At 38.2% G+C, this 12,953-nt stretch carries 10 protein-coding genes and 1 pseudogene; 3 read left to right on the top strand and 8 right to left on the bottom strand.

Annotated elements, in window-relative coordinates; translation table 11 throughout:
• Positions 1-10 precede the first annotated feature (10 nt).
• From AC6ESO_RS08940 to AC6ESO_RS08905, 8 genes and pseudogenes are all read right to left on the bottom strand, one after another.
• Entirely contained in the window at positions 11-1,111 is a 1,101-nt protein-coding gene (locus AC6ESO_RS08940) for a polysaccharide deacetylase family protein (RefSeq protein ID WP_497091107.1), read from the bottom strand.
• A gap of 225 nt (positions 1,112-1,336) precedes the next feature.
• Positions 1,337-1,849 (bottom strand): annotated as a pseudogene (gene sigK / locus AC6ESO_RS08935) (RNA polymerase sporulation sigma factor SigK); the annotation flags it as partial.
• A 666-nt stretch (positions 1,850-2,515) separates the two neighbouring features.
• Positions 2,516-5,041, bottom strand: coding sequence for a hypothetical protein (locus AC6ESO_RS08930; RefSeq protein WP_497091106.1), 2,526 nt, complete (start codon positions 5,039-5,041; stop codon positions 2,516-2,518).
• A 437-nt stretch (positions 5,042-5,478) separates the two neighbouring features.
• On the bottom strand, positions 5,479-5,823 hold the full coding sequence (locus AC6ESO_RS08925; protein WP_497091105.1) for a hypothetical protein: 345 nt from the start codon (positions 5,821-5,823) through the stop codon (positions 5,479-5,481).
• A 6-nt stretch (positions 5,824-5,829) separates the two neighbouring features.
• The gene (locus tag AC6ESO_RS08920) at positions 5,830-7,506 is read right to left on the bottom strand and encodes a recombinase family protein (protein ID WP_497091104.1); all 1,677 of its coding nucleotides are present in this window, start codon (positions 7,504-7,506) and stop codon (positions 5,830-5,832) included.
• A 27-nt stretch (positions 7,507-7,533) separates the two neighbouring features.
• Complete coding sequence (locus tag AC6ESO_RS08915) at positions 7,534-7,791, bottom strand: hypothetical protein (RefSeq protein WP_497091103.1); 258 nt, start codon at positions 7,789-7,791, stop codon at positions 7,534-7,536.
• A 133-nt stretch (positions 7,792-7,924) separates the two neighbouring features.
• Entirely contained in the window at positions 7,925-8,080 is a 156-nt protein-coding gene (locus tag AC6ESO_RS08910; RefSeq protein ID WP_497091102.1) for a hypothetical protein, read from the bottom strand.
• A 41-nt stretch (positions 8,081-8,121) separates the two neighbouring features.
• Complete coding sequence (locus AC6ESO_RS08905) at positions 8,122-8,262, bottom strand: hypothetical protein (RefSeq protein ID WP_497091101.1); 141 nt, start codon at positions 8,260-8,262, stop codon at positions 8,122-8,124.
• A gap of 1,543 nt (positions 8,263-9,805) precedes the next feature.
• Here AC6ESO_RS08905 and AC6ESO_RS08900 point away from each other — a divergent pair.
• The 3 genes from AC6ESO_RS08900 to AC6ESO_RS08890 are packed head-to-tail and all read left to right on the top strand — an operon-like array spanning position 9,806 to position 12,880.
• On the top strand, positions 9,806-10,837 hold the full coding sequence (locus AC6ESO_RS08900; RefSeq protein WP_497091100.1) for a tyrosine-type recombinase/integrase: 1,032 nt from the start codon (positions 9,806-9,808) through the stop codon (positions 10,835-10,837).
• Positions 10,818-11,924: a tyrosine-type recombinase/integrase gene (locus tag AC6ESO_RS08895; protein ID WP_497091099.1), complete on the top strand. Its 1,107-nt coding sequence runs from the start codon at positions 10,818-10,820 to the stop codon at positions 11,922-11,924. The genes AC6ESO_RS08900 and AC6ESO_RS08895 overlap by 20 nt, the downstream gene beginning before the upstream one ends.
• 2 nt (positions 11,925-11,926) lie before the next feature.
• The gene (locus tag AC6ESO_RS08890; RefSeq protein ID WP_497091098.1) at positions 11,927-12,880 is read left to right on the top strand and encodes a tyrosine-type recombinase/integrase; all 954 of its coding nucleotides are present in this window, start codon (positions 11,927-11,929) and stop codon (positions 12,878-12,880) included.
• Positions 12,881-12,953 lie beyond the last annotated feature (73 nt).

Below are 12,953 nucleotides of genomic sequence, written 5' to 3'. Positions count from 1 at the left end.
ATGCAATTATTTACGCCGCGTTGCTTATGCGCCGTTTCTCCTGCTGCAGCTTGAACGTCGATTCCGCCAATAACGCAGCGACGATCGCCATCGCGGCCAACGTCCATAATGCCTCGCGTTTTCGTTCCGGCGCGCGGTCGAAGTGGGCATGTCCCAGCCGTTGCGTCGCTTGTTTCATAAGCGCTACCTGCAAGTCGGGATTATTCTGTGCGCCACCGGCATTGAGACGGAAACCGTTACGCTGGTAGGGGCTGTCCAGGCCATCTTTGACGGTCAAAGTCACGTCGATACCAAGCTGCGCGCAAATATCGAGCAACGGCTTGGAGAAGGCACCGTACGGGAAAGCGAGCACATGGTTCGACGTACCAAGCTCTTGCGCCAAGACCATATTCGCGTGCTCCAAATCGGCTTTTACCCGCTGCTGGTATTCCTTCTTCGTCTCCCGCCTTCCCTTGTCTTTCAAATAAACTGGTCCGGTCAGCGCAGCTATCTTATGCTTGCCCTTCGCATCCGTAGGCTCATATAGATGAGAGTCGAAGGAATGGCTGTAAAAGGATATTCCGGCCCGGTTCATCTCCTTTACCTGATCCCAATTCAGTTTGGGAACCCCGATGTGCCGAGGGTTGCCTATCGTGCTCACGATTAGAAAGTTAGTTGCCGGCGCCTCATACTTATGCAAGACCGGATAGACATCCTCGTAGAAAGATTCGTAGCCGTCGTCGAACGTAAGCAGCACCGCATTATCCGGAACCGGCTCTCCACGCAAGATGAATCCTCGATATTGATCCATCGTTATCCAATGAAAATTGTTGGCCTTCATCAAATCGAGCTGGCGTTCAAACTTGCTGACAGGCAGTGCACTGGCATCGAGCGGATGCTTCATGACCTCGTGATACATGAGCACAATGACATGGCCTTTATAGTATTCGCCATGGGGTTCATCCGGGCTTGGCTTTAGGTCTCTATTACTTGCCAGGTCCCCATTACCGTAGAACAGTCGTCCGACCAAAGGCATTCGGGCATGATAAGTTTGGATGATCAAAACGCAGCAAAGAGCGGTTAGACCCAGCAGCAATGATGTTAGAACGAATTTTCTGGTTTTTAAGGACATAGGGTCAACTCCGCCGTTCAATGTAGTGGTGACTATGCTAATCGCAACCGTCACCTATTCAACGAAGCAAATTCGACAAATGTTGCCCAATCCTTGAGTCCTGCCATAGAATTACGCGATTGAACAAAAAAAGCGGAATGTCATATTGACACCCGCTTCTTAGGCTTACTTTATTAAGCTTCTACTTGTTACGTAACGGTCTCTCCTATACAGTGACCACTGTTTTCACTTCTTCGCCTTATAAAACTCATGATACAGCTTCATCAGCGCCCGCTTCTCAATGCGAGACACATACGAACGCGAGATGCCGAGCTCCTTCGCGATTTCCCGCTGCGTCCGTTCCTCGCCGCCGGCAATAAGACCGAATCGGCCGACGACGACTTCCTTCTCGCGGTCATCCAATATATCTAAATTTTTATAGATCTTGCTCTTCTCGATTTTGAGCTGCACTTTCTCCGCGACATCATCGGCTTCCGTGCCCAGGATATCGATCAAGGTGATTTCATTGCCCTCTTTATCCGTTCCGATCGGATCGTGCAGGGAAACATCCTTGCGCGTTTTCTTCAATGACCGCAAATGCATCAGAATCTCATTTTCGATACAACGCGCCGCAAATGTCGCCAATTTCGTCCCTTTTCCGGTCTGGAAGCTTTCAATCGCTTTAATAAGCCCGATCGTACCGATCGAAATGAGGTCTTCCAGGTCCTCACCGGTGTTGTCGAATTTCTTGACGTTGTGGTTTCAACCCGATGTCACTCAAGCTCTAACTTACTTTGTAAGCTACAACCCACTTCTTATTCTCAAGGTACTACAAAATTAATGTACATTTCTAGATCTCAACAACCGAAACATTCCGCTTATCGACAAGGGATTGTAATCGGTTATTTCCCGTAGATGAATCTTAACTTGTAATGAATGATCAAGTAAGTTTTATTCAATTCGGTAATGAAACAGAATAAGACTTAATACGATCAATTTACAAGAGCACCATTAACGATACTGTTTATATACCAAATAATTTTTAAACGAAACATTAGACTTTACCGAGTGTTGAGTATATTCGTATATAAAATCCAAATTTGAGTAATAGGAACTCATCAGTTCTGATTGACGGATCGGTTATAATCGTGTTCTTAAATCCAATCGTAATCTCGTAGTCGTGACGGCATCCTAACTGGAATAAAATAAATAAGCTAGCCTAAATCGGCTAGCCTTGTCCTTTGGATATAGTACTTGATATACCTTGGTTTTCCAAGACTGATTTGGCCTAGTCCGCCAGCAATTCCATCAAATCCAATCACTTGATTTGAGTTAGTCGGGGAGTAATACTAAGAAGAATCTCATGGTCTCGGAAATGGGAGCCAGTTATCACATGGCATTGAACAGATCAAGAATACTGGAATATTAGAGTTTATAACTGCGCAAACTTTTCTCGATAATTTGTAAATCAGTTTGAAATCTTGACCTTTTTTTTGGAAAAAGCTGCGAGTACATTGCATGTTTAGTGGCTTGTTTATATTTATTAATATAGTCGGAGATTTCAATTCTCTTACCTCTTGTTACAATTAAGCACTGCGCTCTAATGAGTAATGATTCTAAATGCAAGCTAAATAGTGTGCTGTTATCGATTGTGTACTCATCAAGAATACTAGCTAATTTTATTGCATGTTTGGGAAGCGTATTAGAATAATATCTTGCACTGCTAATATAAAATCTAGCTTTTGCAACTTTTGATATATTATTTTTAGAATTTAATATTGCTTGACATTTTGAAATATAATCTTCACTTTTTGCTTTGTCATTATTTGCAAAATAACCAAGTCGTTTTGTATATAGTTCAAATGCTATGGTTTGCATAAGGCCTTCATAAGATTGCATATATATCTCTGCTTTATCAAGCAAATTAATTGAAATCAAAAAATCACAAATCTTTTTTCGAAATGCGATTGATATTGTATTATTTCTGAATATCCACAACTTCTTCTCTAATTGTTCAAAATACTCGGATAAATCGGACTGTCTAAAGTCGTTTAATTTTTTCGTGGTTATCATTTGATTAATAGAAATTAACGAGAAGACAATACGTTGACCAATTCTTTCTTGATTATTCACATCAACTTTTTGTACGAGAACTGCTTTTAACTTATCAAGTAAATCAAAACTATTTAACACCTCCATAGGTGTTGCTTTTTCATAGTAATAGGATAAGTTTTTTATATTTGAATCACAAATAAATGACTTATAAAGAAATGAAGTATCACTTGTTGCACGGAACTTTGCACTATATAGTTTTGATATTATTTGACCAACTGATAATTCTTCATCGAATTGTATATCGAGAATATTCGATCTAATTTGCTTAAGCACTGGAAAATATTCTGACTTTTTCAAGTCGAATACTGTAAAAAGTCTTTTATCTTCTGAAAAATTCCCATTTAAGTATTCGATAACTAACTCATTAACAAAATATTTATCGGAGCCCATAATGGGGTGTAAAAAACCTACATTCACAAAATTAGATGCTCTCATATTATGAATCCCTAATTTTTCGAGCTGCAACTCATCAATTATAAAAGCTATAAGTTCTTCACTTATCTCTGTAATCTTAGCCTCGTCACATAAAAAGCATAGAACAGCTAGGAAAATTTGCGATTCTTTTGGCATACTTTCAATAGTATTTTCAAAGCAGAATTCTAGGAATGTATCCTGGTTATCATGCAATTCTCTAGATTCTACTGAATATTTAGAATTAAATTCAACTCTCAAATCTAGAAGTGTTTTCTGTGTAGTTCGAAATGTATTACAAAAGGACAAAATTAGACCAGGATTCCCTTGTGAATAATCCTGAACCCATTTCCAATCATCATTAGATACCCCTTTTAATTTTCCTTGTTGCCCATTCATATGTAACTTAACTAGCTCTTTTGTCCTTTCCAAATCGAATTCATATAAAGGAAATTTCTGTTCTCTATCCCCTAAACCATATCTGCTCGTGATTAGTAGCCTTGATTCGTTTGTAAATTTTCTTATAAATAAATCTGCAATATTTGTAAACTCAGAAAGGTTACTTCTGACGACTTCAGTCTCTAGATTATCGAGAATAAGTAATGATTTAGTCGAAAACATTCGTTCCCAAACTTGAGATTCTATATTTTCAAAATCATATTTATTAGTATCTATTTCCATATAGTGCGCTAATTTTAAAATTAAATCGTTATGATTGCTTATTACTTTTTCTAATTTTTTTATTTGTCCATTGGTAAATACAGTATTTTTAAAGCTCATAAAATATATTCTTTCAAATGGTCTATCAGGCAAATATAATAGATCTTCTGCAAGTTGTAATGCTAAGGCTGTTTTACCCACACCTCCATGTCTAATGATTGAAACGGGAGTTGGAATTTTTATGGCTTCCTTAAGGTTTTCTAGTTCTATTCCCCGCCCAACTAATCTCTCAAAATTTTTACCCAATGGATATTCAACAAATAAAAGTGGAACCGAATAATCCTTGATTTCATTCGAAATGAAAATATTAAATCTTGAATAAAAATTCTCATCATTAAGTGCGATAACCAATTTCACACAAATATCTTTTAAGATTTCATATTCTTCGGCTGTAATTATTCTAGAGTGCATCACACTGTTTCTCTTTTTTACAAGAGCGGAAATATTCACTCTAGAAACCGCATTATTCTTAAATGTATTAAAGAGTTTGGTATTTATTAAATCATATAGTTGTCCAAGATGAAGATAGTCCAAAATGGTCCTATATACTTTTTCCGATTGACCATTATTTAAAGCATTTTGATTTGCAATCTCTTTAAGCTCACCTGTAAAGCTTTGTTCAGGTAAATGGGTGTGTATGAAGTCTCTTAATAAATTTTCCAAATAAAATATCAATTTATAGCCATCCGTATTGTTGCTATACATTTCATCACCTTCCACCAAATGTACTAACACTACAGATCATTATAACATTTGTTTAGGAAAATAATACCACTCAGCTACTGAAATCAGTCCCACAGCTAATGAAGTGCTAAGTAATTTTCGCGTATAAAAAAACTGAGGTTGAATTTAAATCAACACTCAGCCTGATAGCCAGCCCCTCCTATACTCTTGCTCTAAAGGATCAAGGCACGCGACTAACTTTTTTCCAAAAAGTGAGAACATCGTCATCTATATCCGTTGTTTATTATCTGAATAAAAATCGTTTTCTTTCTAGGTAGGCATTTCCACAATAATCATAGCACCGTTCAATAGGGCGTCTCCTTCCAGATAACAGTTCGCCATCTTAATAAACTGTGGTGGGATTAGTGGGTAAGCCATTACCACAGAACTAATCGAATACCTTCCTATTATAATTCTTTTCAAACCCCATTAAGCATATCAACCTTCCACTCAAGTTGCTTCATATACTCAATCATTTGATCCAAAGTCTGCTGAGTAACAAACCCAGGACTTCTCTTCTGTAAATTAATCATGCTCTGAAAAACAGTACTTTTCTTCTCAATTAACTGGCAACGTGAATTCTTATATTTCAACGTTAGCTTTAAAATCGTTTCCCAATCAACCAGTTCAATGTGCAGCCTAAGCAGCCTAAAGTAATGGCTTATGTCCGACGGGTGAGCAAAGCCACGATAATTCTCATTTCGTGCAATACTAGCCTTAATTACAGCAACCTTGCCTTCAATTTGATTCAATAGCTCTTCCAAGCATGTTCACCCTTCATGAGATTGTTCATTACTTCGCTGACTAGCCAATCTTAATCGTCCTGTAATTATTGTTTGCTGGCCATCATTTTGAACACCTTGCTTGTTCCGTAGTGTATCTAAATGGCCAACAGCTGTAATGTTGATATTTGAATCCTCACACCGTATCAGCAATTCATCTACAAGGGATTGAATAATATGTCTTTTTTCTTCGAAAGTTAAGCTATCGCCTTTAGTCAGAATAAACTCGTTTATTTTATCTAGGACCAACTGATTCTCTCTCATTGAGGCTACTTCCGTTTTCATTAAACGCATTTGCTCTTGGCAAGACTCATACCGATGCTGCAGTTCAGACATTTCATTTTTAATAGCTCTAAACTCCAGCTCCATCTCATGTTCATCAATTAAATCTTTTTTGAACATAATTTTGACCTTGTCGGTTTCCTTCTCCTTTGTCAAGATCAGCTTTTGAATTGACTCAGATGTTAGTACTAATTCGGTTATTATTGATTCCTTATTAGTATTTAATCTCTCCATGTATTCCTGAGGATCAGAAATCAATTCGATGACCAGTCCCCATACATATTCATCAATAATTTCGGATCTTATGGAGTTGCTGGGGCACGGCTCTATCGTTTTTCCGTATTGTCTCGGATTTCTATTGGGACAACGGTAACATGTATATTTGTCCCTTTTCCCCGTGGACTTGTTCATTCGTCCAGAATATGTTGTCCCCTCCCACTTACGTCCACAGTGCCCACATCTTAATAGCGACCGGAGTAAGAACTCGTACCTTTGATTGCCGGCATTTGTTCTGTTCTTCACACGCTGCTCCTGAGCTAATTGAAATAAACTGACTTCAATTATTGCTGGCACCTCTACAAGTATCCAGTCACTCTCATCTCGGTAGGTATAAGTCTTCTTAGGCGCTCCTTGCTTTGTACGTTCACCTTTAACTTTCTGAGTGCACCTGCGATTGTAGTAATACTTACCAACATAGATCTCACTCTGTAATACACGTTGAATTGAGCTGGCATTCCATATTTTTCTTTCTGCCCTTTTGGGTTCTGCCCCCATTTCAATTAGCCTATTTCCGATTTCCCTCATCGACATGTTGTCTAGTACATACCATTGATAAATAAGTTTCACAAATGTCGCTTCATTTTCGTTTATCACAAGCCTGCTTCCGACCATATCATAACCATACGGTGGGACACGCATCGGCATAATCTTCTTATCTTTCTCAACAGCTTTTAGCCGTCCACGAACCGTTCTCTTCTTTATCAATGACAGCTCATACTGTGCGATTACACTGATTAAGTTAAAGAAGAGCTGACCTTCCGGCGTATTCTTATACTCCGTATCCACGAATATCAATTGCACATGTTTAGCCTCGAACTCACGACAGATGAATAACTTGTCAGTGAGATCGCGTGACAATCTGTCAGGATGAGTAATTATGATCTGAGAAATCAGCCCTACCCGTATATCTTGTCTAAGCTGGTTCATAGCAGGGCGATCGATATCCTCACCGCTAACGCCTTCTTCCTTATACACTTTGATACTAGACACACCGACATTGAGTTCCGTGGCTTTCTTTACACAAAGCTCCACTTGGCCGTCTAAACTCGTTCCTTCTAGAGCTTGCATGCCTGTCGATACCCTTACATAAACCGCAGTATACATCAGATTCACCTCCTTTCTTGCAGTGACTCATTTATTCGGGTTCCGTCTCATAAAGAGTTGCTTCATTCTCTCCATCTGCTTGTAATATGCTTCTAAAACTTCTGGAGAGATCGTATCATGGCTAATTCGTGAGCACCATTCAAAACCCACGGTGGTGATGAGGAACCCTTCCTCGATGTTGTTTGAATTAATGCAAAACTCAACTTCAATCGGATTGTAGTCATCCACTTTCATAAACCACTGTTCCTTTATTGCCAGGGAGCAGGTATAAATGTAATCTTCCACCTCGATCCCTCTACGAGTAATAAATGCTACTCTAGATTTCAACCCCAAGCTCTACACACCACCAAATAAGAACGTTTGTTCGCATAATGTTAGCGTGTCCTTTTCCTAAAAAAATAAACCGCCTGAACATGCTTCAGCCGGTTTTTATCAAGATCTGTTTTAGAATGTAGTCGATGACTCGCCTCTTGGCTTCAATCGCTGCTATATCGATGCTCGATGGTTCAGCATTTTGATGACTCTCATCATCTTTGGCCGAGGGTACATACGTGAACACATACGTCTTCTCCATCAAACCACCTCAATACTGATGTATTCGGATTGTGGCTTGACTTAGTCCGGTTCACTTTGTTTCAGTTCGACCTGTTCGTCTGATGTAGCTTGCCGTCCCCCATTTTCTTTTTCTATTCGCAGCTCTTCATCTTTCATCCATTTTTCTATCAATTTGAGAGCACGTTTCCGATTTACCTCCATTAAAAAACCTCCTAACATGAATTCGTTAGAAGGTTTTCCTACACAAGACTATTAACCGTTATATGGCGATTTGGCTTCATCTGTATAAAATTCGATAGGAGTAGTAATACTTATACGTTGCTCTAATCTATAACAGAACAAGGCTCTATGATTCCGACCAGGGATGACTGTCCGCATATACCCGGGAATGCAATGAAATTCATCTAAGGATTTTTTAAAAATATTTAGCTCTATATCCGAAATAAAATTGTGATAGAACTCAATTAACAAAACCTCATTAGATAAAGCTTCAACACGAACCCTATAGTAACTGGAATTCATCATCACTCTAATTCCGTAAACAGCACGTGAAGTTTTGCACACTTTATCCAGATATTGCATCAAACTTTTCAAATGTAGTTCTGGAACACTGGGATGGAGTAGATGTTCATTATCCCAAATATCATAACAATAACTATGTGTTAACCAATGTGATGGTACACGGCAATATAAACTTATTGAGGTAAGAAAACTACAAGATGTATCCTCATCTTTTTTGTTCTCCATACGAACGAATTTGCCAACTCGTTTACTTGAAACCCCCGCCTTCTCAAGCTCGTCCCTCGTAAAACCCGTGGAGTAAGCATCCATTAATATAGGTAATCTGTTTTCTAATGAAAGGAGCACCGAGATCGATTGGGAAACTTACCATGATGAACGAAACTCGAAACATATGTCACCATTAATGAAAGCCATAGCTCTTTCGTAAAACTCCTCAATCCAAAGCTCTTCTCCGGACTTCATATCCATTTTCATCACCGAGAAAAGTATAGGCTTCTCGGATATTACCTAGGGCGATGAGGCCGATTGGCCTTATTGCCCTACGCAATAGGGATTAGAGGTACAATAATTCTTATTTCCATTTAACAAATACTCTAGAAAAAGTGTGGAACATACCAAGCAAAGCCTATCCGAAAATTTAAAGCTATTATGACCACAATTAAAATTAACATCATATATGATCATCCCACACACCTCCTTTATAAAATTTAGCAGCATTTGTTAAATGAAATAATTAAGAGTAGCTGGATCTTCTTGTACTTTGCATAGAAGCTGATGAAGAAGAAATAGAAATGAACAGAAAAAAGCCTTGTTCGATTTTGAACAAGGCTTTATCACTAAAATATTCACACTTACCTTCATAGCCCCTTACTCCAATATCGTTTTGAATTGATCGGATCAAGAATTGATGAGGAAAGAGAGGCGAAGTGACGCTTAAAAAAAATTAAGCGACACTTCGGCCCAAATATTACCAATTCCCCCACAATTACTTCTCCACATCAAATATCCAAAAAGACCCTTTCGTTAGAAATAAGGATCTTAACTCCAATTTTAAAGGCATGACAAATAATCAAACCCAACATTTCTTTGCGGACAAGCCGCCTCCCCTTCTTCGCTAGGAAAAACTCAGCTACAATGCCAACTACGAAGAATATTCTATCAAGATTATAGCATCCTGCTAAACTGGTAACAATACAAATAGATTGAAAATGAGGTGGATATTATGGAGCAACTAAGTAGTATGCTGCTCAATCCTGATGCAACTTTGGATCTAGATGTGTCAAACAAGCCATTCAAACTTTCCAAAAAGCCTAATTACCAAAAAAGGCCTGATGATGTTGTCGCAAATAATTTATATCTCCAACTATATTTAAAGGAATTTCAGCAAATGGATACATCAGGTATGAGACAAAACTACAACAAAATTGGATACTTTTTACGATATTTGCACACCAACCATCAAATTCAAGACCTGAAATCGCTAACACTTGAATTAATGCAAGCATTCGAAAACCACCTGATCCAGCGAGTAGAAAACAAGGAAATTAAGCTAGGAACCGCATACAAACTTGTACGGTATTTAAAACACTTTATCAACTACTTGTACAGGACAAATGTTATTGATTTTAGTTATCGCATACCATTACGTTTCAAGGGGGTCCCTGTCGATCGGGATAACGAGTATGTATCCAATCATGATCGATTAGCTTTTCTAAACACTATCATTCGCTACAACAGCTTATACTTCAGCAGAGATATGGCGATTTGCTTATTACTAATTGATACTGGATGCAGACCGATCGAGATTGCCGGATTGACTGTGTCTGACTTTAATGCTATCGAGTCAACGATAGTTTTTTATTGCAAGAAATCAGGCCAGCGAAAATTGAAAATCCATCCATTTGTCTGCAGATCAATAAAACAATACTTAATTGATCGGCACGATGTTTCTGGAGATTCACTATTTTTACTATCCTACGGCGAACAAATTAATGAGATGCGCATCATAAATATGGTTCGTCGATACGCACAAATGACTTTTGGGGAAACACGGTTTTCAGCAAAATCGCTGCGGCATACTTGCATTACAAATCAGTTGAACAATCGTAACAATATTCGTAATGTCGCAGAAGCAGCTGGTCACAAACATCTTGTCTCTACATTGCATTATTTTTATAAGGATGTGGAGATGTTACTTGACCATTCCTTACCCTACAATCCTATGGAAGGGATCAATGAACAAAATGAACTTTGATCATACATCTTCATATGACTATAAAGGGATGTGTTCTGAACTCGGAATAGAATATAATGCGTTCATCGCTTTTATTAACGGAAATAATGCCTCGCCATCCAGTAGTGGCATTATTACAGAAAAACCCTTAATTGAAGCAATTGATCTATTCCTCACCCAGCAGAAACAACAGCTACTTCGGTTAAATAAGATATCACCGAAAACACAAAAGTTATATGAAGGGGTAATGTTGCGTTTTAAAACATATATTTCTAACCTAAGTAATCCCTACACCATCTCTTCGTTGAATGAAATTATATTTGGTGAGTTTTTGCTCGATTGCAGAGAAAATAAGGATTGTATACTGAGTGATCGAACTCAAAATACCTATACAGCAGTGCTCAGATCGTTTTTAGGTTACTGCTATAGAATGGAATATACAAAAAGAGATCATCGCCATAAGTTTGGTTTTCAGTCAATCGGCTTACTCCCTCGCTATTTACCCGACGACCGTTTGAAAGCTTTTTTAGCAGAATCAAAACAACGAAGGAACGGTTACTTATGGCATACGGTGTTTAGTTTTTTAGTCGGGACCGGATGTCGGATAAGTGAGATGGTAAATGTCCGAATTTGTGATGTTGATCTTAATAGTAAAGTACTTCAAATATATAAAGGTAAGGGTAAAAAGGACAGAACCGTGCCCTTATACCCTCAAGTTATTGAAAGTATATTAGGTTATTTGAACCTAACTGGTATAAAGCAATGGAGTCGAATCGAAACCGGCTATTTATTTACTCATGGTTATGGACAAGATCGTAGCAAGAAATTGTCCATTCGCAGCATAGAAAAGATGGTTTCTGCCATATGCAAAAAGCTCGGCTTTACTGATAATTATACAGTGCATTCTTTTCGACACACCTTTGCAGTGCGATGCCTAATGGCCGGTATGAAAATTGAGTATCTATGTCAGATCCTGGGTCACGTAGATCCTAAAACAACTTATGTTTATTTACAGTTGATTCCCGCTGACCTTCAAAAGGAAATATCTGAAAAGTATCCATTTGCATTCGAAGATCTAATAAGCAACATTTTCTCAGTCGAGGAGTAAGTATGATGGAACCGTTACAGGATGTAATACAGAAATACCTCACTACAAGAAAAATATCAGAAAGCCATCAGAGAATAAAGACAACACACTTGGATTACTTTTTAACATTTCTCTCAAATGTTTTAGGTTGCTCAGTGAATGAAGTACATTTATGTCGTATCTATCGTGTCAGAGATTTAGGTGGTGAAGTTATCAGGTACAAACCTACCGATTCGAACATTATTGACAACTATCTTTACGGGCTCTTACCTTGTTCGTACTACAATATCTATCACGCTAAGTATACATTAAGTGCCTTTTTTAACTGGTGTGATCGTGTTTACGAATTTCCAAATCCCATGGTAGATTGTACTTTCAATCTTAAAGATTTTAAGCCGAATAAGCGACCAGTTCGAATATTATCTCGTCATGACATACTTCGTTTCTTCCATTGCCTCGTCCAACATAGTGAAGAGCTTCAACGAGACCTTGTGTTATTTTGCCTATTGACCTCTTCTGGTTGCCGGATATCTGAAGTCTTGACGTTGAAAGAGTCTCAAATAAATTATGATAGCGATACAATTACACTTCCCAAAACGAAGTCAGGGAAGCCGCAAATAGTAATATTACGAAGAGGTATGGGTGAAATTCTGCAGTTATATTGCAACCATTTATCTCTTTGCGGGAGTGACTTCCTCTTCAACGTAAATGGTCAAAGGATGATTTACAAACATGTGGTGAAACTATTCAACCATTTTCTACGATTGGCTAAAATTTCTGCTGTAAATATTCACAGCACAAGGCATTCCTTTGCCACACACTTATTTGAAAACGGGGCAGACGTTTCGATCATTCAACAACTCCTTCGTCATAGCGACCTGCAAATCACGATGAATTATGTGCAGAGTAACTCGGTTAAAAATCAAGGCATGAATAATAGACAAAATGATGAATTGTATAGAATGTTAAATCGCTAAGTTCTTCTATACAATCCGCACACATTATTTGCGAATACTTAGACTGAGGAATCTCTTATCACATCACTTGTGA

The organism is Paenibacillus rhizoryzae (genome assembly GCF_059686995.1).
Note: the sequence above shows the minus strand (reverse complement) of the source record. Positions and strands in the feature narration are given on the sequence as shown.